This is a genomic window from Clostridium sp. AM28-20LB (assembly GCF_003480665.1).
GTDB lineage: Bacteria > Bacillota > Clostridia > Lachnospirales > Lachnospiraceae > Otoolea > Otoolea fessa.
On sequence record NZ_QUJN01000001.1, the window covers coordinates 647616 to 672236 of the forward strand.

General features: G+C 50.1%; 19 protein-coding genes and 1 tRNA gene. 2 read left to right on the top strand and 18 right to left on the bottom strand.

Annotated features, from left to right (window positions below; all coding sequences use genetic code 11):
- Window positions 1–9: 9 nt before the first annotated feature.
- Entirely contained in the window at window positions 10–648 is a 639-nt protein-coding gene (locus DW739_RS02900) for a histidine phosphatase family protein (protein WP_107000005.1), read from the bottom strand.
- 6 nt (window positions 649–654) lie between these two features.
- On the bottom strand, window positions 655–1209 hold the full coding sequence (locus DW739_RS02905; RefSeq protein WP_107000006.1) for a sigma-70 domain-containing protein: 555 nt from the start codon (window positions 1207–1209) through the stop codon (window positions 655–657).
- A gap of 139 nt (window positions 1210–1348) precedes the next feature.
- On the opposite strand from DW739_RS02905, the gene DW739_RS02910 reads away from it, so the two are divergent.
- A complete protein-coding gene (locus DW739_RS02910) occupies window positions 1349–2272 on the top strand; it encodes a LysR family transcriptional regulator (protein WP_022359290.1) in 924 nt (307 codons plus the stop codon).
- Here DW739_RS02910 and DW739_RS02915 read toward each other — a convergent pair.
- Both DW739_RS02915 and DW739_RS02920 read right to left on the bottom strand, forming a co-directional pair.
- On the bottom strand, window positions 2208–4646 hold the full coding sequence (locus DW739_RS02915; protein WP_118742588.1) for an ATP-dependent DNA helicase: 2439 nt from the start codon (window positions 4644–4646) through the stop codon (window positions 2208–2210). The two genes, DW739_RS02910 and DW739_RS02915, sit on opposite strands and share 65 nt — an antisense overlap.
- A 355-nt stretch (window positions 4647–5001) precedes the next feature.
- Window positions 5002–5244, bottom strand: coding sequence for an HPr family phosphocarrier protein (locus DW739_RS02920; protein WP_118472750.1), 243 nt, complete (start codon window positions 5242–5244; stop codon window positions 5002–5004).
- A 493-nt stretch (window positions 5245–5737) separates the two neighbouring features.
- Between DW739_RS02920 and DW739_RS02925 the strand changes: the two genes are divergently transcribed.
- Window positions 5738–5808 (top strand) — tRNA-Trp (locus tag DW739_RS02925).
- Window positions 5809–6059: 251 nt separating this feature from the next.
- Here the strand turns inward: DW739_RS02925 and radA are convergent.
- From radA to thrS, 14 genes are all read right to left on the bottom strand, one after another.
- Window positions 6060–7463: a DNA repair protein RadA gene (gene radA / locus DW739_RS02930; RefSeq protein WP_118491158.1), complete on the bottom strand. Its 1404-nt coding sequence runs from the start codon at window positions 7461–7463 to the stop codon at window positions 6060–6062.
- 161 nt (window positions 7464–7624) lie between these two features.
- Window positions 7625–8038, bottom strand: coding sequence for a hypothetical protein (locus DW739_RS02935; protein ID WP_022359635.1), 414 nt, complete (start codon window positions 8036–8038; stop codon window positions 7625–7627).
- A 124-nt stretch (window positions 8039–8162) separates the two neighbouring features.
- On the bottom strand, window positions 8163–10610 hold the full coding sequence (locus DW739_RS02940; protein WP_118472749.1) for an ATP-dependent Clp protease ATP-binding subunit: 2448 nt from the start codon (window positions 10608–10610) through the stop codon (window positions 8163–8165).
- 28 nt (window positions 10611–10638) lie between these two features.
- The gene (locus DW739_RS02945) at window positions 10639–11673 is read right to left on the bottom strand and encodes an ATP--guanido phosphotransferase (RefSeq protein WP_107000011.1); all 1035 of its coding nucleotides are present in this window, start codon (window positions 11671–11673) and stop codon (window positions 10639–10641) included.
- Window positions 11657–12223, bottom strand: a complete 567-nt coding sequence (locus tag DW739_RS02950; protein ID WP_107000012.1) for a UvrB/UvrC motif-containing protein — start codon at window positions 12221–12223, stop codon at window positions 11657–11659. The genes DW739_RS02945 and DW739_RS02950 overlap by 17 nt, the downstream gene beginning before the upstream one ends.
- Before the next feature lie 73 nt (window positions 12224–12296).
- A complete protein-coding gene (locus DW739_RS02955; protein WP_022359631.1) occupies window positions 12297–12671 on the bottom strand; it encodes a GntR family transcriptional regulator in 375 nt (124 codons plus the stop codon).
- Window positions 12672–13030: 359 nt separating this feature from the next.
- Window positions 13031–15415: a cadherin-like beta sandwich domain-containing protein gene (locus DW739_RS02960; RefSeq protein ID WP_118742589.1), complete on the bottom strand. Its 2385-nt coding sequence runs from the start codon at window positions 15413–15415 to the stop codon at window positions 13031–13033.
- Window positions 15416–15539: 124 nt separating this feature from the next.
- Window positions 15540–18074: an SH3 domain-containing protein gene (locus tag DW739_RS02965; protein ID WP_118742590.1), complete on the bottom strand. Its 2535-nt coding sequence runs from the start codon at window positions 18072–18074 to the stop codon at window positions 15540–15542.
- A 372-nt stretch (window positions 18075–18446) separates the two neighbouring features.
- The gene (locus tag DW739_RS02970; protein ID WP_118468732.1) at window positions 18447–19940 is read right to left on the bottom strand and encodes an oxaloacetate decarboxylase subunit alpha; all 1494 of its coding nucleotides are present in this window, start codon (window positions 19938–19940) and stop codon (window positions 18447–18449) included.
- 398 nt (window positions 19941–20338) lie between these two features.
- On the bottom strand, window positions 20339–20695 hold the full coding sequence (rplT, locus tag DW739_RS02975; RefSeq protein ID WP_022358436.1) for a 50S ribosomal protein L20: 357 nt from the start codon (window positions 20693–20695) through the stop codon (window positions 20339–20341).
- A gap of 31 nt (window positions 20696–20726) precedes the next feature.
- On the bottom strand, window positions 20727–20924 hold the full coding sequence (gene rpmI, locus DW739_RS02980) for a 50S ribosomal protein L35 (RefSeq protein ID WP_022358435.1): 198 nt from the start codon (window positions 20922–20924) through the stop codon (window positions 20727–20729).
- A gap of 37 nt (window positions 20925–20961) precedes the next feature.
- Window positions 20962–21456: a translation initiation factor IF-3 gene (gene infC / locus DW739_RS02985; protein WP_107000016.1), complete on the bottom strand. Its 495-nt coding sequence runs from the start codon at window positions 21454–21456 to the stop codon at window positions 20962–20964.
- Window positions 21457–21961: 505 nt separating this feature from the next.
- The gene (locus DW739_RS02990) at window positions 21962–22276 is read right to left on the bottom strand and encodes a DUF1540 domain-containing protein (protein ID WP_107000017.1); all 315 of its coding nucleotides are present in this window, start codon (window positions 22274–22276) and stop codon (window positions 21962–21964) included.
- 355 nt (window positions 22277–22631) lie between these two features.
- Window positions 22632–24569 carry a threonine--tRNA ligase gene (gene thrS, locus DW739_RS02995; RefSeq protein WP_118742591.1) on the bottom strand — a complete coding sequence of 646 codons (1938 nt, stop codon included), beginning with the start codon at window positions 24567–24569 and terminating at the stop codon, window positions 22632–22634.
- Between the last annotated feature and the right edge of the window lie 52 nt (window positions 24570–24621).

Sequence of the window (24621 nt, forward strand, 5' to 3'; positions counted from 1 at the left end):
AATCATTCTTTAAAACAATTTTTTCTGTTCCAACGTCCCTGTCTCATTCAGTGCAAGCAGCTTTCCCATCCCCGTCGAACGGTCATACGAAACAACCGACAGACTGGCATTCGCCACAATGATCTCCTGCGGCTCCCGATGGAAACGGAGCAGATAATTCATCAAAAAGACGAGGATCCCACCGTGCGCCACGATCACCGCATCCCCGGCTGTCTCCTCCAAAATCTGTCGGATCGCCCGTTCACTCCGCGCCTCGCAGGATTTTCTTGATTCTCCGCCGGACGGGATACCGACCATCGGCTGTTCCCTCCACAGATGAAATTCGTCCGGGTACTCTGCTTCCACCTGCTGCCAGCTTTTGCCTTCCCAGCATCCAAAATCGCGCTCCCGCAGCCCCGTCAGGCGGCGGAGCGGTAATTTTCCTTCCTTTGCCAGGATCTCCGCCGTCTGGAATGCCCGCGCAAGCGGGCTGGTATAAACCGCATCGATCCGCGTTCCCGCCGGATAGCCACTCCTCTCTTTTAGAACAGCGGCTAGCTGCTCCGCCTGCTGCCGTCCTGTCTCATTCAGCGGAATATCCGTCGTTCCCTGTATCTTTCCCGCCCGGTTCCAGTCAGTCTGACCGTGGCGCACCAAATAAAACAGCATTTTCTATTACTCCTGTTCATCTATCTCTTTCTGAGCCATCTCTGCCGCCTGACCGCTGACCTTCATCGCATCCATCGTCAGCTTCATGATGTCACGGATCTCATCCTCGCTCATCTTCATGCGCTCTGCCAATTCCGCAAGGGTCGCCTCGCGTCCCAGCTCCCGCGCCATGCTCGCAGAAATATCCTTGAGGACATTAACGCGCGCCGCCATCTCCTCCTCAATCTTCGTCTCGCGGTTCTGAATCTGCAGCGCATCCTCGATCGCCGCGCGCACCTTTTTCTCCATCTGCGCGTCGAAATCACCGTTTTCGTACTCGCTTGCGAACAGAAACAGCGCCATATTTGCCTCCTGCACCAGATCGCCCGCCGGAAGTCCCCGATCGTGGTACTCCTCCGCGATCTGAACCGCCTTCGTCAGTTTTAACTCCGTCAGACGGGAAACCGCTGTCTTGTCCCCCTCCGTCAGTTTTTTCAGAAGCGCCGTTTCCTCCTCCGGCGTGCCCTGCGGGAGATTTTTCAGTTCCTCTAAGTAAATATCATAAAATGTATTAGATTCCATGTGGTATTCCCTCCTAAAAAATACATACTTCTAAGATGATTCCGTCATTTTATCACAAACAAGACACAGATACAATCATTATTGACTCCGCCCTCCAATCATGTTACACTGAATACAGTTCTATAAGGAGGACTAATAAATGGATATCAACTATGAATTATATAAAGTATTTTACCACGTAGCCTCGACGTTAAGTTTCTCCGAGGCATCTAAGCAGCTTTTCATCTCCCAGTCGGCGGTCAGCCAGTCGATCAAGGTACTGGAGAAGAAACTGAACCAGACTCTTTTCATCCGCAGCACAAAAAAAGTACAGCTTACCCCGGAAGGAGAGATCCTACTCAAGCACGTGGAACCGGCGATGAACCTGATCCGTCAGGGCGAAAACCAGCTGCTCGACTCTAACAGCTTAAACGGCGGTCAGCTCCGCATTGGCGCAAGCGATACGATCTGCCGCTATTATCTGGTGCCATTTTTAAGCGAATTTCACAAGCGCTACCCGAATATCCACATCAAGGTTACCAACCGTACCTCCATCGAATGTGCGCGGCTTCTGGACAACGGTCAGGTCGATTTTATTCTGACGAACTATCCAAACTCCGGGCTCGGTGGAACGCAGAATATCCATGTGCTGCGCGAATTCAACGATATATTCGTCGCCAATGAGACCTATTTTCCGATGAAAGACCGCCCGGTTACACTGCGCGAGCTGCAGGCACTCCCAATCCTCATGCTGGATCGCAAGAGTACCACCAGCGAATTTCTGCACAACATGTTCCAGAAGCACCAGCTCGACCTCGTACCGGAGATTGAATTAAGCAGCAACGATCTGCTCATCGATCTGGCGCGCATCGGTCTCGGCATCGCATTTGTCCCGGATTTCTGTCTCCCGGCTGGCGAAAAAGAACTTTATGCCCTGACCCTGACTGAAGCCCTGCCGCCGCGCCAGCTCGTCGTCGTCCACAATGAGACAATGCCGATCTCACAGGCATCGCGTGAATTTATTGAACTTCTGGAAAACGGCTCCAAAATGCCTGAAGCTCCTGCTCCAGAGACGAAAGACTGACCCGTTTGACATCGCTCCATTCCCTTGGAAATAATTCCCGGTACTCCCGACGCCAGAACCGGTCATCCAGTAAAAGGATGACGCCCTGATCGGACGCGGTCCGGATGACCCGCCCTGCCGCCTGGAGTACCTTATTCATGCCCGGATACTGGTAGGCATATGCAAATCCATCTTTTCCCTCTTCTTCAAAATATCCCTGCAAAATTTTCTGCTCCGTGCATACCATCGGGAGCCCGGTTCCGACCACGATCACGCCGATCAGCCGATCGCCTGTCAAATCGATTCCCTCCGAAAACAGACCGCCCATCACGCAGAACGCCACCAGGGAGGTATCACGTTCAGCTGTTCGTTCGGGAGAAAATTTCTGTAAAAATGCTTCCCGTTCCTCCTCGGTCATGTGAGAATCCTGGACCAGGATTTCCATACTTTTTCCATTTTCCCCGGAATGATTTTTCATTTTTTCATTATCATCCAATTCAACCTTCTGATACGCATATTCTTCTTCACACACCTCACGCACCCGGTTCATATACTGATACGACGGAAAAAACACAATATAATTGCCCTTTTTCACACTTGCCATCGTCTGGATGTACCGCAGCACCCGCCGGTATTCCGTCTCATTGCGCCGCGTATACCGGCTCGTCACATCCGTCGCCGCCAGCAGAAGACGCCGCTCCTGCGGAAACGGGGACGGCACATAGACCGTATAGTCCTCCTCCTGATCCGACAGAAGCATCCGGTAATACCGGAGCGGCAGAAGCGTTGCCGAGAAAAAGACCGCCGCTTTCCCCTGCGACAGGCACTGCGCCAGATTTTCAATCGGATTGACACAATAAAGCCGGATGACAAATTCGCCGGACGGCAGAAGTTCCGTATAAATCCTGTAATGCTCATCGACCCGCTCATACATATTTAAAAAATGTCGCACCGAAAAATAAAAATCCAGAATCGTGTCCCGCCCATCTTCCCCGCCCGGCTTTTCCAGATACTTTTCCATTTCTCCAAAAACACCGTTTAACACTGAAACCAGATGTCCGGCATCCTTGAGCACCTGGTAGCCGCTGCACTCCCGCTTCATCTCCAGAAGCGCCTTATTTAACCTTGTAAGCTGCCGCCCCAGCGCCGGCGCACGATGTCCCAGTACCTTTTTTGTCAAAAGCACTTCTTCCTTTATAATAGAAGCACTATACATTTCCCGCGCGCGCGATACCAGATTGTGAGCTTCATCCATCAGGAAGAAATAGTCTCCCTCCGCCCCATCCGCAAAATAACGTTTCAAGCGCACGTCCGGGTCAAAGACATAATTATAATCGCAGATGATCCCATCCACAAACGAAGAAATATCGAGGCAGAACTCAAACGGGCAGACCTGAAATTTTTCCGCATACTCTAAAATTACCGAACGCGTGATTCCAAATTCCTGATGCAAAATTTCATACACCGCATCGTTGACACGGTCAAAATGCCCTTTCGCACGCGGGCACATTTCCGGATTACACACCGGTTTTTCCAAAATACACAACTTTTCCTTTGCCGTGATCGTGACCGAACGAAAATACAGCCCGCGTTCCCGCAAAATCGCCAGCGCCTCTTCCGCCACCGTCCGCGTGATCGTCTTCGCCGTCAGGTAAAAGAGTTTCTGCCCATGCCCTTCCCCGATCGCTTTAAGTGCCGGAAATACCGTCGAAAGAGTCTTTCCAATCCCGGTCGGGGCCTGGACAAACAGCCTGCGCCCGCGCTCCAGCGTCCGGTAAACCGCCACCGCCAGCTCCCGCTGTCCCGCCCGGTACGGATAGGGAAATTCGAGCGCTTTGATTGATTCATCACGTCGCAGCCCGTTGTGATAGAGGTAACGCGCCCATTTGACATATTCATGGATCAGACCAGCAAACCATTCGGAAAGTTCGTCCATCGTCTGGATCTCCTGAAAGCGGCGGATCTCCTCCGTCTCCAGATTACAGTAGGTGAGCTGCAGTGTCACTTCGTCCAGCGCTTCCTGTAATCCATAGATATAGCCATAACAGCGCGCCTGCGCCATATGCACGCCAACCGCTTCTTCCAGACAATTTACATCCTGGTAAACACACTTGATCTCATCGATCGTGACATCTTTTCCATCCCGGATGATTCCATCCGCACGCCCCTCGACCACAATTTGGAATCCGTCCTCCTCCACCGAATGGCGCAGCGACACCTCCGCCTGATACCCTGATCCCATCCGCCGCTGTATCTTCCGGTGCATCCGTCCCCCAGCTAACATCGCCTCTTTCTGTGCACCCGCCGTGCGACGGTTATCAATATCCCCCGAACGCAGAACGAACTCAACCAGATTGCGGACGGAGATTCGTATCTGCCTGCCGGTCAGCTCCATGTGTGGTTCCTCCCTTCCCCATACATGTACTCTCGGAATCTTTCTGTGCTTGATTTTGTGAAATGATTTTTTGTCAGTTGTGCCCAAATTTCTGAGGCGTACGCGGTGCGTACGTTGATGAAATTCGGGTGCAGCTGGCGGAAAATCAGCCACAAAAGCACGTGCAGAAAGACTCCGAGAGTACATATATATGTCTATCAAAAAGACTGCAGACACCATCTTCTCTCCGGCACCCGCAGTCTTTCTTTATTTTCGTACTATCAACTTTTCTTTCATCATACCGATTCGGGTCATACATATCCTTCCAAAATATCTATGATATCTATGTTCCGCTTGAACCAGCCTTCCAGCCCTTTTATGCCGCTGTCACATTGTTCGCTTCCATCGTGTCAAGAAACGCCTCATACTCTGCATCCTCGCCCATGTACTCAACGGTCAGAATCTGTGTCAGATCCAGGCTCATAACTCCCAGAATCGACTTGGCGTCAATGACAACACGGTTATAAAAAACATCAATATCAAAATCGCATTTCATAGAAGCATTGACAAATTTCTTTGCATCTTCTATCGTTTTCAGCATAATTTTTCTCTGTTTCATAATAAACAACTCCTTTTTCCTGAATGTACCAACAGAATTTTTTCCTCCGTTTTTTAGGCACATTTAAAACCATAAAGATTTATTCAGTGTTTATAGCATGATTTTTGTCGAATGTCAATTTGATTTCTTTTATACCGCATATTTTTAATACATGATTTTTACCAAAAAAGCAGAGTATTTCTTAGTAAAATATTCCGACGTCTAGAACTATCATCGTATTCATTTCATGATATATTGTCATTATTTATATACATCAAATGGTTTGACGGATTGGTTTTGGGCAGTTGAACTAAATATTCATTGTGATTTTCCACCCAGCATGAGCACACAAATTCTCTTTTACCAAATTATCCTGATCTCTAGTTTCCATATAAAATGATGAATGATACTTAATAAATGGAAAAAAATATATTAAATCAAAAAAAATGAAAAATTATAAAAAAATTGTTGACTTTTCGTTATGGCTATGATATCATAACTGAGTCAGCAGCGAAGGGGAATAGTTCAATGGCAGAGCAACGGTCTCCAAAACCGTTAATGGGGGTTCGAATCCCTCTTCCCCTGCTTCTAAAGGCGTCAGTGATTCAGAGATGAGTCATTGGCGTTTTTTGTTTTTTTAAACATTCAAGTCGAACGTCCGTGAGACTTGACGCGTGATTCTGGTCAGAGAAGCTGACATATTCCTATCAGAATCACTGCGCATCCTCGCGGAGCGTTTATCTCAGTCGGAGACCTAACTCCCACTGAGACAAATTTGCTGTTACTCACATTACGCTAATATTATTTTTCTTAAATTTTCCCAAAATCCAAGCAACCTACAGCAGCCCAATCGCCTCCCGCACATTTGCCACCCCTTCCAGCCGGATATCCGACCTTGGTTTCAATTTACTGACATTGACCATCGGAAGAATGCATCTTGTAAATCCCATCTTGACTGCCTCATGGACTCTCTGCTCTGCCATCGAGACGGCGCGCACCTCTCCGGAGAGTCCGACCTCGCCAAATACGATCGTTTTCTCATCCAGCGGACGGTCTTTATAGCTGGAAATCAGCGCCATCACGATCGCAAGATCAAGCGCCGGCTCGTTCATCTTCATGCCGCCTGCAATGTTGACATACGCATCGTACCCGGACAGGGCATAACGGCATCGTTTTTCCAACACTGCCATGAGCAGGTTCACACGGTTGTAATCGACGCCCGCTGCCGTCCGCCGCGGCAGTCCGAAATTCGTCTTTGACACCAGCGCCTGCACTTCCAGAAGAATCGGGCGGGTTCCCTCCATCGAGCAGGCAGTCACCGCACCGGATGCCTCCGCCGGGCGCCCTTCCAGCATAAATTCGGATGGATTCGGCACCTCCGCCAGTCCTTCCTCCCGCATCTCAAACACGCCGATCTCATTGGTCGAACCGAAACGGTTCTTCACTCCCCGCAGAATCCGGTAGGACGCATGGCGATCGCCCTCAAAATATAGCACTGTATCGACCATATGTTCCAGCATACGCGGTCCCGCCACAACGCCCTCTTTCGTCACATGACCGACGATAAAGACTGTCACACCCAGTCCTTTTGCGAGCTGCATCAGGACGCCGGTGCACTCTCTTACCTGGCTGACACTGCCCGGTGCAGAACCTGCCGCCTCGATAAACATGGTCTGGATCGAGTCGATCACGACCACATCCGGGCGTACTTCCCGGATCACCTCCGCGATCGTATCCAGGTTCGTCTCACTCAAGAACGAAAGTGGTCCGCGCACCGTCCCGATCCGGCTTGCCCGCAGTTTGATCTGTTTTAATGACTCCTCGCCGGAGACGTATAAAACCTTTTGTTCCTGTCCTGCCAGGTTCCGGCAGACCTGCAGAAGCAGGGTTGATTTTCCGATTCCCGGATCTCCGCCGACCAACACCAGGGAGCCACGCACCACGCCGCTTCCAAGCACCCGGTCAAGTTCTGCAAATCCAGTTCTCGTCCGATCCGTATCGGAAAGCTCAATTTCATCTAAGCTGACCGGCTTTGCCTGCGCGCCAGCCCGTTTCCCCGGTGCCGCCGTCAGCGAAGCCGCTGCCGCATACCGCCCTGCTGCCGTACCGGATGATGCCGGTGCGGACGGCGCTTCCACCATCGTATTCCACGCCTTACACGCCGGGCACTGCCCCATCCATTTGGAAGATTCATAACCGCATTCCCTGCAGAAAAATCCCGTTGATTTTGCCTTTGCCATGCTGATTCCTTTCCAAACACTTCTTCTCATATTTCTTATTACACAAAAAGCTGCTGCATGGCGGAAACCGGCTTCCGGCGCACACGCCCGCCATTCCTGCCATGCAGCAGCTTTCATCTCATGCATTGTAACTTGTACGTAACGTTTTGTTTTTCTTTTCCTTATCTGGCTTCAATCCGGATTGCGGTTGCCTTGCCCGGGTTCAGCTCCACGCTCAGTACCAGTTTGCCACTGACGTTGGTCTTCATGCCGCCGACCGATACGCCGTCTACATATACCTCATACTCACGCTCATCCTCTAACTGAATGGTAATCTGAGCATCCTTCTCGCCCTCAACCGAAAACTGTACGGAAGTATCTCCCGCCTGGAAATGATTGACTGCCGTGCCCGGTACCGACTCATATACGAACATTCCGTTGCGCTCCAGCTTGGTAATCTCGCCGAATGTTTTTACCTTATAAAGATCGCCCTGAAATTCAAAATCCTGCAGCTTGGACTTTGCTGCTAACATATAATTGCCAAAACTGATGGTTCCGTCATCCTCGATGCGGATTAACTCGCTAACTACTGGCATAATGCTTTATCCTCCTAGTATCCTTTTAATCAATATCGCAACTGCTCCGCACTTACACAGTTACTCAGTAGTATCATTTTAACACACTTCGACCGGGTTTACCAGTCTTTTCGCTTCCAGCCCTTTAGACCGTCTCAAATTTCAGCTGATCGCCATCTTTTTCAATCCGAACCTCTGTTTTTTTCCGGATCGTGCCTTCCAGGATCTTCTCAGAAAGCTGATCCTCGATCTGCGTCTGGATCGTCCGGCGCAACGGTCTTGCACCATATTTGGAATCATATCCCTTGTCTGCCAGGAAATCGATCGCATCATCTGTGATCGTGAGCGTCATTCCAAGCTGATCCTCCGTCCTTTTCTTGATGCCGCGCAGCAGAATGCCCGCGATCGTCTTGATATTCTCCTTCGTCAGAGGATGGAATACTAAAATCTCATCGATTCGGTTTAAAAACTCCGGTTTAAACATCCGGCGCACTTCCTCCATCACGCGCTCTTTCATAAACGCATAATCCGCTTTCTCACCGCTCTCCGACGAGAATCCAAGCCGCTTCGGGGAAATAATATTTTCAGCGCCCGCATTGGAGGTCATAATCAGAATCGTGTTCTTGAAATCCACCTTCCGTCCCTGTGCGTCCGTAATGTGTCCGTCATCGAGGATCTGCAGCAGAATGTTAAATACATCCGGATGCGCTTTTTCAATCTCATCAAAGAGAATAACCGAATATGGATTGCGACGCACCTTCTCGCTGAGCTGTCCGCCCTCCTCGTAGCCAACATATCCTGGCGGCGAACCGATCATCTTGGAAACGCTGTGTTTCTCCATGTACTCCGACATATCAACGCGGATCATCGCATTTTCCGTGCCAAACATCGCCTCCGAGAGTGCCTTGGAAAGCTCTGTTTTTCCGACACCCGTCGGCCCCAGGAACAGAAACGAACCGATCGGCCGCTTCGGATCCTTGAGTCCCACACGACCACGGCGGATCGCACGCGCCACGGCGGATACAGCTTCCTCCTGTCCGACCACGCGCTCATGCAGAATGGACTCCAGTTTCAACAGCCGCTCTGACTCTTCTTCTGCCAGCTTGCGAACCGGGATCTTCGTCCAGTCAGAAACAATGTCCGCAATCTCATTTTCACCGACCACTAACTTGCGTGAATTTTTCTCTTTTTCCCATTTTTCACGAATCTTTTCAATCTTTTCCTGCTTTTTCTGCTGCTTCTTCTTGATCTCACCGGCTTTCTCATAGGCTTCAGCCTTGATCGCCTCTTCCTTCTGACCTTCGAGTTTTTTGATCTCCGCTTCGAGCTTTTTGATCTCCTCCGGCTCCGTATATACAGTCAGACGCAGCTTCGAGGATGCTTCATCGATCAGATCGATCGCCTTGTCCGGCAGGAAACGGTCATTGATATAGCGGGCAGACAGGCGCACCGCTGCCACCAGTGCCTCATCCTGGATCGTCACCTTGTGATGTTCCTCATAGCGGCTGCGAAGCCCCTTCAAAATCTCAATGGATTCCGCCTCCGTCGGCTCATCCACCATAACCGGCTGAAACCGGCGTTCCAAGGCCGCATCTTTTTCGATGTATTTGCGGTATTCTTCCAGCGTCGTCGCACCAATGAGCTGAATCTCGCCCCTCGCCAGCGACGGTTTCAGGATATTAGAGGCATCGATCGCGCCCTCCGCGCCGCCTGCGCCGATGATCGTGTGAATCTCGTCAATAAACAAGAGCACATTTCCACTCTCCCGCACCTCGGCAAGTACCTTCTTAATCCGCTCTTCGAACTCACCGCGGTACTTGGATCCTGCGACCATGCCGGACAAATCGAGACTGACAACCCGCTTTTTCGCGATCGTCTCCGGTACATTGCCGGAAACAATGAACTGTGCCAGACCTTCCACAACCGCCGTCTTTCCGACGCCTGGTTCCCCGATCAGGCACGGATTATTCTTCGTCCGGCGGCTTAAAATCTGAATAACACGTTTCATTTCCCGTTCCCTGCCGATGACTGGATCGAGCTTTCCGTCCCGCGCCATCTGGGTCAGATCCCGGCTGAAATTGTCCAGATTCGGTGTATTGCCTTTCTCCGGGCGCACCCGTCCTGCTGCCGCATCTTCCGCTGCCTCGGACGGCGCGTCATCGCCCATAGCCCCCATCAGATCCACATATAATTTCTGAATATTAACATTCATTGTATTGAGTAAACGGCACGCAGTTGATTTTCCATCCTTGATGATAGCAATCAGGATGTGCTCCGTTCCAATCAGAGGCGCTTTGAAAAAAACCGCCTCATCATAACTCGCCTGCAGCACGGCGCGCGCCCCCGGCGTATACTCAATCTGTCCCTCTACCTGAGTCGCCACTGCCGGGCTTATCAGACGCTCCATCAGTTCCATGACACGCTCTTCTGTCACATCATGTTCTGCCAGAACCGCTGCCGCCACGCCAGTTTCCTCTTTTATCAGTCCTAAAAGCAGATGCTCCGTCCCCACATAGCCGTGTTCCAGCTCCTGCGCTGTCTCGACTGCCAGACGGATCGCTTCTCTGGCTTTCTGAGTAAAACGATCGATCATTTTACTGTTCCTCCTGTTTCTTTTTACTTTACACCAGCTTCGGCAGTTCCTCCCGCAGATACCGCGCCCGCTCTGCCTCCAATTCCTCACGTCCCAGCGGCTTGCTCGAACGTTTCTGTAAGTTTGCCGGCTGGATGCCGATCATCAGGCGGTAAATGCTCACAAATTCTGCCGGTTTTAACAGCCCGTCCGCGATGCCCGCCCAGACATGAGATAGAAATGTCATCGCTTCCTTGAGCGTCATCCGGCGCGCATATTTCAGAACGCCGTAGGACTTGTACGCCTCATCCTCCCGCTCCAGGCGGTGCCTCGACAGAGAAACCTCGCGGAACTGATTTTCCTGCGCCGAAAGCTGCCCCGCCACGTTGGCTACCAGCTCCAGAATCTCCTGCTCGGTGATGCCGAGTGTCTTCTGATTGACTACCTCGTACAGATCGCCATAGTTTTCATTGCCTCTGCCATAAACGCCGCGCACGGTCGTGCCGAAACGTCCCATATCGCCCAGAAGTTCCTGAAATTTCTTATTCATCGTCAGAGACGGCAGATGCACGACCACAGACGCCTTCATTGCTGTTCCGACATTCGTCGGATAGGACGTCAGATATCCATATTTCTCATTGAATGCATACGGAATCTTCTCGTTGATATAATCATCCAGCGCATCCGCTTTTGCATAACATTCTTGCAGATCGAGTCCCGATGCCAGCACCTGTAAACGGATATGATCGTCCGCATTTAATACCATGCTGACCCGCTCATCCTCCGAACAGAGGATCCCGCCCGGCGTCGTCTTCTCCGCCAGCGTGCGGTTTAAAAGCCGCCGTTCCCGCAATGCGGTGCGGTCAAGCTTCTCCATCAATTCTAGATCTTCATATTCATAAAACTGACCGTCCCGGTCACCCAGATCGCGGAAATTCTGTTTTAAACGGGCGATCATCGTCCGCGCCTCATCCGGCTCCAGACGGCTCGGAAATTTATATTCTTCCCAGTTCCGAGACAGACGCACCCGGCTGGAAACGATATTGGACGCATCATTCGCCACTTCCTCAAACCATTTCGTCATGTCTCATCTCTCCTTCCAGACTGTGTATCTTATCTCGGCAGGCAGCAGCCGTCTCATAGTCTTCTTCCTGCAACGCCGCTTCCAGCCTGCGTTTCAGCTGCTTAATCTGCTCTTCCGGGCTGAATTCCAGTTCTCCTTTCTTCGTCACCTCTGCAGCCGCCTGACTGCGCGGCTGGATCTTCGGATGTTTGCCGGTATGGCTCGAATTTTCCTGCAATTTCTTAATTTTCTCTCCAAGCAACGGATCAAACACATGATAACAGTCCGCGCATCCGAAACGGCTGTTCTTGATAAATTCTTCATACGTTGTGCCGCAGGTCGGGCATACCACATCCTCTTTCGGTGCCTGGCTGGCAGACGCATCCGTCAGTCCCAAAAGGCTCGAAAGCAGTTTTCCAAGCGGAAATTCTCCCTCAATCAGTGCCGAGTACGGTCCCAGATCCATCTCTTTCGCGCACTGGGCGCAGAGATTATGCTCTGTCTTGACGCCGTTAAACACTTCTGTATATTTAATATTCGCTTCGCGAATCCCACATTTCTCACACAGCATAATTTATCCTCCCAACATACACATCCCGCAACGGTTCCAATACACAAAAATCATCGCCCGCAGCCGGAACCTGCTATTCCGCTGTAAATGCGTCATAAATGGAATCCACCAGATTGTGAACCTCCTCGCGGCTCACATTTTTACAGACACCTCTTGCCAGAATTACACTGAGATCCCGGCGCATCTCCGAGATCGTCCGCATCTTATCCGTATCAAGTGCAATCACTGCCCCGCGGCGGCGGTCCACACGCAGAAAACCTTCCTGTTTCAGTACAGAATATGCCTTGTTGACCGTGTGCATGTTAATTCCGATGTTATCCGCTAACTGGCGCACGGATGGCAGCGTATCGCCCTCCCGGATCTGGTCGGTTGCAATCCCGATGATGATCTGGTTTATGAGCTGAATATAAAGCGCTTCCTCACTGTTAAAATCAATCTCTACAATCATACTCCACCATCTTTCATTCTGACGGCAGACCCCGTTTCTAAATACAGTCAGCCGCCTGTTTTATCATTTGTTATATAGATTGTATAACAAACAGATGTTTTCGTCAACTGTAAAACTGTGTTAATTGTGTGAACTTGTTACTGATCACGGATAGGCACTTTTGGAACTGAAAGTGCCGTAAGAAAACGTGGTCGCAGCAGGAATTTGCCGTATTTAAATGCGAAGCCACGGCAAATTCCGTTACTGGGCACGTATGCGTGAACAGTAACGTGAACTTGTTACAAAAAAATCGATATAAAAGAAAAGACAGATACCCGCCAGAAATCTCCTGGACAGATATCCATCTTTTCCTCTTTTATTTACTGCGGATCGTCGATATACTCAAATCCATCCTCATCACGCCGATCCCGCTCTAACCGGGCTTTTGCCTCGCGGGCGCGTCTGGATCGCTCTGATTCCGACTCATATCTCGTTGGGCGATCACCGTATTCCTCCCGTTCCAGCGTGTAGTAAAGCTCCGAGCGGGATGCCGGGCGCACATAAATCGCCGGGCGCGCATTCCGGCGTTCTCCCGATGCTGCAGACTCTTTCGCCGCACGATGCGCCGATGCAGGCGTGTAATCGCGCTGCAGGCGGCTTTCTTTTGCTGAAACGGCACGTTCCCGTTCTGTGCGTCGGCTTTCTGCCACTGCCTGGCGTTCCCGCTCTGCACGGCTTCCGTCTGCCGAAGTTCTGCGAGGACGCTCAGTACGGCTTTCCTCTGCCGCATCTCTGCGGGTGCGCTGCAGACGTTCTTCTTCTGATGCCTCTCTGCGGACACAAGCCGGACTGCTTTCTTCTGGCATTTCTCTACGGACGCGTTCGGAACGATTTTCGCTTCCTGCTTCCCGGCGGCGTCTTTCCTCCGGCATCCGTTTTGCGCGGTCTGCCGATGCTGCTGCCTCCATACTCCGCTCCCGGCGAACCGGCTGGGACGCGTGCCCCTCATCCCTTGTCCGGCGGACCGGCGGCGTCTCGCGCTCCTCTTCCCGCTCCCGGCGGACCGGTCTTGTCTCCAGCGTCTCTTGGGTTCGGCGCGCACTCCGCCGCCCTTCCTCCATCCGCTCTGCGGACGGGCGGCGTCTGTCATCCGCTGCCATGCGCTCCTTCTCACTCCGCGCTGCCGGTCTTGCCGGCATCATTTCCCCATCTTCTCTCTTGTCGCGCCCAGTGCCTCGTTTCACCCGTGCGTCTGCCGCCGGTCGTGCATTCGGCGATGACGGACGACGCTTGGACCTCTGTCTGCCTCCGGCTGCCTGCGCTTCCTCTCTCCACTCTTTCCGCTTGAGCAGAAGATTGATCACGATAAAGAACAAGATTACACACGCTACGCCCAGAACCGCAAGCATGACAAAGCGAATATTATAATCCCTGCAAAGTGCGTTGTACTTATCTACAATCTCTTCCACTTGTGCATCATCGTATTTAGTTGCCAGAGACGGGTCTTCAAAATATCGTTGGAAGGTCTTTTCTGCAATATCATACCGATACAGCGACTTCTCGCCGCTCTCATTCATACCATATACGACACAATACTTCTGCTGTTCATCGCTCTTCCACACCCAACCCTGCACTTTATACGTGCCGTTTAACTGAATGGTCGTCTCCATAAATCCATCCGGAATCTGAACCGACTCATCCGGTGGAAGCACCAGAATCGACTTTGCTGTCACATCGATCGTCACATACGGCGATAACACACCGGATTCCGGTATATAAATATAAAATGCACCATTTCCATCGGCACCCTGCAAATACAAAAGCGTCAGGTCATTGCCATTTCCACACTGGACCTCTGAACCGCCATAAGTACAGGTAGACTGCGTATATCCTTCCGGAAGCAGGGAGGCATCAAATTCCGTCGCCACCGTATAGGAAACGCCGTCTATTTCCACATCCAGCCCGTTTTTCACAACCGGCGTTGTCCCAACTGCCTCTGTTTCAGCCCCTGTCTCCGCCTCTGACGGCACATCGACCGTATCGAGCTTATTGACTGTGATCGTGTAGCTCTTAGTTGTCTGTCCATCCTCCGCCGTCACCTTGCAGACAACGGTATTAGCACCTACCTTTAAGCCGGAATCACCGCTGACAAGGACTTTCGCCTTGCTGTCCTTCGCACTCGCGCTGACCGCCAGCTTATCGACGCTGGCTCCTACCTGCGCCGTATAGGAAGTCACATTTGGCGAAAATGCAGGGGAAAGTGTTCCTGGAGAAATCTTCAAGGACGAAAGCGCCGCTTCCGCCGAGGAGGTTGCCGGTGCTTTTACTTTGACGCTCGCCGTTCCCGTTTTAGAAACTGTGACTGCCTGTGCATCTGAGTCATAGACTTCATAACTTCCCACAGAGATCGACGTATTTCCCGCCTGCACTGCCTTGAATTTCAGCGTATAGGAAAATGCCTTCGTCGAATTGGAATCCATCGTTCCAACCAGGCGGACGGAACCTGCACCGCCGCTTGCGTTATTTCCGCTCACAAACTCAATGACCGACGGATCATAGGAAAGTACCACGTCGGATGCCCCTAGATTTCCATCCTGAGAGGAGATCTTCACATTGACGCTGAACTCCTGCCCCACCGTCGCACTCGGATCGGAAAATGAAATTTTTGCGCTGGATGCATAGGCGCTGATCCCACCAACCGGCGCCGCCACCGTCAGCATACCTGCCACAAGTATACCTAATATGATATTTTTAAACCTTTTCATTCAACTGCCCTGTCCTATATTCTTTATTGGTAACGGTCCCATATCTGCACCGTTCCCTTTCTTTACAAATTTTCACGTACCCGCTGCCATCTCTCAAGACCAGCCGCAGGTACGTGAAATATCCCTACAGTCCCAGAATCTTCTTCTGCATCAGAAGAACATCCAAAATATCTACTTTTCCATTTCCATTGAGGTCGGCGCGCGCGATTTCTTCCGCTCTTAACTTTCCAAGTCCCAGTATCGACCGCTGTGCCAGCAGGATATCCATGATGTTCAGCTTACCGTCGCCGTTGACATCCCCGCGCACCAACGATGCCGCATGCGTTCCCGATGTGGACTGGGATGGTACCGCCGCGCTGGTCGGCGACTGGCTCCCCTGCGGACTGCCGGCGCTCCCGACAGACTCCCCATTTGGTGCAATCAGGGTTCCGGAACTGCCGCTCCCAAATCCATTCACATTCGATCCCGGTGCAGACTGCCCGGAAGGAGAGCTTCCTGAACTGCTTCCCGAAGAGGTCGGACCGACAATCTGCACATCCGAACCGCCGGAGGAAGAATTTCCTGAACTGCTTCCTGAAGACATGCCCGGTCCCGTCGCTGGACCGCTAGAGCTGCTTCCAGAGGAAACGCCGCTTCCAATCGAGCTTGAGTAGGTCGGACCGCCTGACTGGCGCACTACGTGAAGGACGTAATTTCGCAGATTTCCATTTGCCGCTTTGACCGTCACGGTGATCTCATTGACACCGCTCTGCAGATCGACCGTTCCCGTTCCGGCAATCGTTGCCTTGGAATCAATCGCGCTCGCTGCTACCGTCACGCTTGCCACCGACGGATCCACGATCAGATCGTAGGACTCTGTATCTCGGTTAAAGGTCGGTGTCAGTGCAAATCCATCGACACCCAGCGCCGACAGCTTGTTGTTCGGGCTGCCGTCCAGCGTCGGTTTGACGCAGGCGCCCGCCGGCATATTTTTATACACCGGAATCGAGAACTCAAGTGTTGTATTTGCCAATGCCGTGATCTTCGAAAGCGTCAGTCCTTCGGCAGCTGCCGCCTGCACGTTCGTCATGTACTGGTGTTTATAAAGGTTGCTGCCCTGCACATTAAATTTCTTTAAGTACAGCGTATCCTGCCCTTTTTTCACATAATTCTCGCCATAATAAACCGAACCGCCGCGGATCGATTTCTCGATGCTGTTCCACGGGCGCAGATAGCTTCCCGACTGGGATGCCCACCAGAGTCCGCGTTCTACCGCACTCATCGAGCCGGACTGATATGCCTCTATATTAAAGAAGTTATAATATCCCTGATAGCCGGACACCGTTCCGGAAATACTGCGTCCGGTTCCCTGGCTGCCCTGTTCCTGCAGAATCATCGACGCCAGAATATATGGATTGACTCCCGATTCGGATGCCGCATTCATGATGATATCTACATAGGAAGTACCGATTGCAGACTGCTGCGCCACTCCCGTGGAAGTTCCCGAACTGCTGGAAGTGCCACTTCCCGGTGCACTTGTTCTTCCGCTGCTGGTTGAACCAGAAGTTGTTCCAGTTGTGCTGCTTCCTGGTGCGCTTGTACTGCCACTGGTGGTTCCAGCCGTGCTGCTGGTTGTCCCCGATGACTTATTCGATGTGCCGCTGCTGACCGGCGCCGTCTCCCCGTCTGCATTGTTGGAAGAAAATCCATCTCCCGCCATGCCCGGTCCATTGGTCGCTGCCACCCGCTCCGTCTTATGATCGCTGATCGAAGCAATCGGAGACGACAGACCGGCGCTGCTTCCGCTCGAACCTGACGAACTTCCCGGTCCCGTCGCTGAACCGGAAGAAGAGCTTCCTGAACCGCTTCCCGTACCGGCCGATACCGACGATCCGCCCGACACCGTGCCGGAAAGGAATGTTCCGCTCACCATGTTCTGCAGCCCCGTCTTCGTGTGAAGCGAACTGTCAAACGACTGTTTCATGAACTGGTAAATATATTTATCATTTAAGAAATTCCGCGGATCCATATAATAGGCGATAATATCCGAAGACGCCTGTACCCAGGAGCTTCCGTCAAAGCCCGGCCAGGTTCCGGTTCCCCAGTCATACGCACCTGTCTCGGTCGATTTCCAGGACGAAATGCTGCTGCTCGCAACCAGGTTCCGCCCGATCACGCTTTCATTTTTCAACGCTGTGTTCCAATCCAGATTTGTCTGGAACGCCGTGAACGTCCAATTCGGATATTGTGCATGCAATTCCCGGAGCCCCTGTTTATAGCTCTCCGGAAATCCCTGCTTTGTCAGATAGCTTTCAAAATCCGAATCCGATTTGATCGCAGTCGGAAACTTTATGTATTTGCTCGAAACATACCCCGTCTGCTCACCGCCGCTTCCGCTATATCGTATCTGATACCATACGACGCCATCCGTTCCCGTCTGCTCACCAAGTACTGTAACTGGTGCGCCCTTGGACAGCTTCGCTAGTGCCTGATACGAAGTGCCCGGACCACTCCGGACATTCAGGTTTGTCGCATTGACCGACGCGGTTCTCTCTTCCGCATAGCTGACGATCCCCAGCAAAGACTCTGCTGCAGTACCTGCCAGCCCTGGGTTGACCGCCATCACAGCGCCCAGCAGAAACGCCGCCGCCCGTTTCCCCAATAACTTCCATTTTTTCATCCGTCTATCTCCTCATTCTGCTGCGTTTTCTGCAATTCATCCCCCGCAACGGAATTCTTATTCTGTCTGCCGCCGCATTTCCAGACAGCCGCTCGACTGTTTTCCATCTTTTTCACGTTTTTACAATCGTATCTATTATAATGAAAAAAGACCATATGTGTCAACCTTACCGAAAAAACTTCGCAAAATTTGGGGCCTTTGCGCGAAATTGTAAGATTTCCTTAATTTTTAGAAGCAGTATAGGTTGGCTTTGAAATGTTTTCCGGATATATGATTTTTGAATGCATAGTAGCATAAAAAGGAGTGCCAACCCGGTACACTCTACCGATTCTGGCACTCCTTTTGGCTCAAAATCCTTAAATTCTTTTTAGCTTAGATCTGGTAAGACTCGCTTTTTCTTCCAGCCCAGGTATTGATTCCGTTTCCATCCATCTCCTCAGTGGACACCGGTGCTTTCTTTACTTCCGGTGCAGCCGCTTTCAGGATTTCGCGTTTCTCAACCGGCGGTTTCTTTGCCGGACGGGACTCGAAGAACTCTTTTGCTACCTGTGGGAACAGTGCATAAGTCAGGACATCCTCATCCTGCTGCTTCCACTGCTTCATCTCCGCCTCAATCTTCTCAAGCTGCGGCTCGATCAGATCTGCCGGACGACAGGTGATCGGTTTTGCATCGCCGATTGCTTTCTTCTGAACTTCTTTGTCGAACGGCTTTACAGTCTGTCCGAACTCGCCCATCAGAAGTTTCTTGGATTCCTTTGTGAACATCTTGTAGCGCTCGCCCATCAGGACATTTAATACAGCCTGCGTACCAACGATCTGGGAAGACGGAGTAACTAACGGCGGCTCACCGAAGTCTTTGCGGACTCTCGGGATCTCTTTCAGAACATCGTAGTATTTATCCTCTGCGCGCGCTTCTTTCAGCTGGGAAACCAGATTGGAAAGCATACCGCCCGGAACCTGATAACGCAGGGTATTGATGTCAACGCCCAGAACCTTGGTATTCATCAGACCACTCTTTAACGCTTCCTCACGCATCGGGCGGAAGTAATCTGCGATCTCCGCCAGTTTTTCCTGATCCAGTCCGGTATCATACGGAGTACCTTTGAAGGTCTCAACCATAACCTCGGTCGCCGGCTGGCTCGTTCCCATCGAGAATGGGGACATCGCGGTATCGATCATGTCAGCGCCCGCTTCCACTGCCTTTAAGTAAGTCATGGCTGCAACGCCGGAGGTGTAATGCGTATGGATATCAATCGGAAGATCAACTGCCTCTTTCAGTGCTTTTACAAGGATCTCTGCATTATACGGAGTCAGAAGACCTGCCATATCCTTGATACACAGGGAATCAGCGCCCATATCCTCGATTCTCTTTGCAATGTCTTTCCAATAATCCAGTGTATATGCATCACCCAGTGTATAGCTCAGCGCTATCTGTGCGTGTGCTTTTTCTTTGTTGGCTGCCTTTACCGCTGTCTCCAGGTTGCGGATATCATTTAAACAATCAAAAATACGGATAATATCAATACCATTGGCAACTGATTTCTGTACGAAATATTCTACCACATCATCTGCATAGTGGTTATAACCCAGAATATTCTGTCCACGGAACAGCATCTGAAGTTTTGTCTTCTTAAAACCATCTCTCAGCTTTCTAAGGCGCTCCCACGGATCCTCCTTCAGGAAACGAAGGCTGGCATCGAATGTCGCTCCGCCCCAGCATTCTACTGCATGGTATCCAACCTCATCCATCTTTCCGATGATCGGAAGCATCTGCTCCGTTGTCATTCTGGTTGCAATCAGAGACTGGTGCGCGTCACGAAGGACAGTTTCCACGATCTTAACCGGCTTTTTCTTTTCATTTGCCATTCTAAAGATACCTCCCAATACACTTTTATTATGAGTCAACTATCTGCGACCTGGCTGATTAAATAATTCACAGCCATATTTTTATCTATTATACCACAAGTTTCCCGATTTCTGGATAGTTTTTTTAATATAATTTCATAAGTAAATTCTATATTGTGGGAAAGTGGGTTGTGATTTTTGCTGATGTCAGGGAGCTTTCCTCTGCGCCGCGTGGGGGCGGCTGGAGAAAAAAATTTCTTGGTCACGTCTTTCTAGTCCGCAGTGCAGCAGCTCGAAAAAACTTCGTTTTTCCTCGCTGTCGGGCATTCGCCCTATGAAAAAAAGAAGCCACACACAGCTGCTTTTGTGTAAACACAACGCTTCTGTGTGTGGCCTCTTTTTTTCGCACTGCTCTTTGCTTACGCAAGTTTGGACTTAGCCAGCTCTGCCAGTTTTGCGAAACCTTCTGCATCGTTGATAGCCATGTCAGAAAGGATCTTGCGGTTCATCTCAACACCAGCCTGCTTTAAGCCATACATGAACTTGCTGTAGGACAGACCATTGATACGTGCTGCTGCGTTGATACGAGCGATCCACAGCTGTCTGAACTGTCTCTTTCTCTCTTTACGACCAGCGTAGGAGCTTGTAAGAGCTCTCATTACGGACTGCTTAGCTACACGGTACTGTTTGGAACGTGCGCCTCTGTAACCCTTTGCCAGCTTTAATACTCTATTGTGTTTCTTTTTAGCGTTTAATCCGCCTTTTACTCTTGCCATCGGTTATTTCCTCCTTCTTAATCCTCGAATCTTATAAGTACGGTAAAATCTTCTTCATTACCTTGCTGTTTGTAGCATCAGTAACGATGTCTTTTCTAAGATTTCTTTTTCTCTTTGTAGATTTCTTAGTTAAGATGTGGGATTTGTAAGCTTTATTTCTTACTAACTTTCCGGTTCCGGTTGTTTTAAAACGTTTAGCAGCTGCTCTGCTTGTTTTCATTTTAGGCATGGTGTAGTCCTCCTTAATAATAGTTATGTCCTTATATCTAGCGTTTCGCAGAAAGGAACAGTACAATACTTCTTCCTTCTACTTTTGCCGGTTTATCAACGGCTGCGATATCGGCAAGCTTCTCTGCAAAATCGTCAAGGATATACTTTGTCTTTGACATATGTGCCATCTCACGACCTCTGAAACGAAGTGTAACCTTTACTTTATTGCCTTTTTCCAGGAATTTTCTCGCATTGTTCATCTTGGTATTCAGGTCATTTTCATCGATATTCGGGGAAAGACGAACTTCCTTGATCTCGATTACCTTCTGTTTCTTCTTAGCTTCTTTTTCTTTTCTTGCAAGCTCGTATCTGTATTTACCGTAATCGATAATCTTGCAGACCGGCGGCTTCGCAGTCGGAGCAATCTTTACTAAATCCAGTTCCGCTTCTTTCGCTAACTTGTAAGCATCCTTTGCGGACATGATTCCAAGCTGCTCTCCATTTTCGCCAATCAAACGAACCTCTCTGTCTCTAATCTGTTCGTTAATCATTAACTCGCTAATAGTCGTGCACCCCCATGATATGTGATGATTTTGGTTGATTCAGTGTCAAAAAAAATAAGTGAACAGTACAGACCATCCACTTACTCATAATAGGAAATCCAATATAGGAAATTTCTCAAATTTATGAACCCACAGTCACTTGCTCGTGCTGAGGTGAGGTAGATAACCTGCTTTCCTGTCTTCGTGAAGTTGTTTCCTCACAACTTTTGTTAGTATACTATGGTTTCTTTGGAATGTCAACCGGTTTTTTCGAGATTTTTGAGAAGATTTTCGAGAAGATTTACAAATGATTTTTAAATATGGTTCACGTGTTGCGCGAATGACGCCAACGTACGCAAATACATTTACGGACATACTAAAAACTACCGCCGGATATCATTACCTCTGCCCGATTTTGCTTCCTTCCTGACAGAATTTTCCATATCCGGCGGCATTTTTTATTTCGAATGCTTATGCAGGCTTTCTTCTATTTAAAAAGAAAACCGCATCCGAGTCACCGTTTCTGGAAACTCGAACATTCCGTCTGCATAGAAACCGTCGCATTGCCTCCGGTGATTCCGATGTGTTCCGCGCTGCACCGGCGGTCTGTATTATAAACACAGTTCGTTGCCTCGCACTCTACTTCGAGACGGCTCTCCGGTGTTTTAAAAAGGTTGCGGAATGTGCCGCCTTTCTTCTCGTCGAAGCTGCCGCAGCAGGTATCGCATTTATCCTGCGCTGTCTTTCCTTCTACCAGAATGGTATTTTTACAGCAGCAGTTTTCTGCATTGTGCATACATCCGGTTACACTACAATCCAGTTTTGTCATGATTTTTCCTCCTGTTTTCTGACATGCATCACCGAAAGTCTCCTCCGGCATCCAGCCGTCAAACTTTTCAGCGATACACTTTTCAATGTGTCATGGTTTTCGTTGCTGTTCACACATGTATGACCAGTAACGGGATTTTGCCGATACTTCGCATTTCAAATCGACAAAATCCGCAACCAGAACTGTATCGTACGGAATTTTCAGTTCAGAAAATTCCTGCCTGTGAACAGTTACTGGTTTTTAGATTCAGGAGTAGTATCTGCTTCTTTTTTGGATTTATTCGTGCAAACTAAAACAAACGCATCCATGATTTTATCTCACAGATGCGTCTGCCTGATTTTTTAATTTTTCAAAATCATTTAGCTTCGTCTGCTTTCACAGTCTCACGCAGGTTTTTCTCTTCGATCTCCTTCTGGATAGACTCGATGAAGCTCTCTACACTGCTTGCGCCCTCGTCACCCGCAAAACGGCTGCGGACGGAAACGGTCTTCTCTTCTTCCTCTTTCTGTCCAACAACCAGCATGTACGGGATCTTCTGGGTCTGTGCCTCGCGGATCTTGTAGCCGATCTTCTCGGAACGTGTATCCATCTCTGCACGGATGCCAGCCTCGGTCAGCTTGTCCAGAACTTCCTTGCTGTAATCTGCGTATTTGTCAGAGATCGGAAGAATCTTTACCTGTACCGGTGCCAGCCAGGTTGGGAATGCACCCGCGAAGTGCTCGATCAAGATACCGATGAAACGCTCGATGGAACCAAATACAACACGGTGAATCATGATCGGACGATGTTTCTCGCCGTCTGCTCCGGTGTACTCTAATTCAAATCGCTGTGGAAGCTGGAAGTCAAGCTGGATGGTACCACACTGCCAGGTTCTTCCGATAGAATCTTCCAGATGGAAGTCGATCTTCGGTCCATAGAATGCGCCATCGCCCTCGTTTACCACATACGGCAGTCCCAGCTCTTCCAGAGCGGAACGCAAGCCTTCGGTTGCCATCTCCCAATCTTCATCACTTCCCATGCTGTCTTCCGGTCGGGTGGACAGCTCTACGTGATATTTGAACCCAAACAGGGAATATACCTGGTTGATCAGGTGTACAACGCCCTTGATCTCGTCCTTGATCTGCTCCGGTGTCATGAAGATATGTGCATCATCCTGTGTGAAACAGCGTACACGCATCAGACCATGAAGCTGACCAGATTTCTCATGACGATGAACGATACCAAGCTCACCCATACGCAGCGGCAGATCACGGTAGGAACGTGGCTCAGAAGCGTATACCAAAACGCCGCCCGGACAGTTCATTGGTTTAATTGCGTAATCCTCTTCATCGATCACAGTTGTATACATGTTGTTTTTGTAATGATCCCAGTGTCCGGAAGTCTCCCAGAGCTTGCGATTCAGGATGATCGGAGTGGAAATCTCTACATAACCAGCTTTTTTATGGATTTCTCTCCAGTAATCAAGCAGGGTATTTTTCAGTACCATGCCCTTCGGCAGGAAGAACGGGAAGCCCGGACCTGCATCGTGCATCATGAACAGGCCAAGTTCTTTGCCCAGTTTACGATGGTCACGTTTCTTTGCCTCTTCCATCATTGTGATGTATGCTTCCATATCCTCTTTGGTTGCAAATGCGGTCGCATAGATACGGGTCAGCATTTTGTTCTTCTCGCTGCCTCTCCAGTATGCGCCTGCCAGATTCATCAGCTTAAATGCCTTACCAACACCCTTGGTGTTCATCATGTGAGGTCCTGCACATAAGTCAGTAAAATCACCCTGACGGTAGAAGCTAATCTCTGCATCCTCCGGCAGATCCTCGATTAATTCTACCTTGTACGGCTCCTCTTTCTCCTTCATGAACTCGATCGCTTCATTTCTCGGCAGAGTAAAGCGCTCCAGTGGAAGTGCTTCTTTGATGATTTTCTTCATCTCTGCCTCGATCTTCGGCAAATCCTCTGCTGTCAAAGGGGTAGCCGGATCGACATCATAGTAGAAACCGTCTGCAATGGACGGTCCAATCGCAAGTTTTGTCTCCGGGTAAAGGCGTTTTACAGCCTGTGCCATTACATGGCTGGCGGTATGGCGCAGAGCTGCCAGACCTTTCTCATCCTTTGCAGTCAGGATATTTAACTGACAGTCATGGTCGATCACGGTACGGAGATCTTCTTCCTTACCGTCAACCTCACCCAGACATGCCACTCTCGCCAGGCCTTCGCTGATGTCTTTTGCAATGTCGATGATGGACATCGGGCTCGCATATTCTTTGACAGAGCCATCTTTTAATGTGATCTTCATCTTTTTTCTCCTTTTCGTTCTGAAATAATAAAAGCTTCCTGACCAGAAGAAC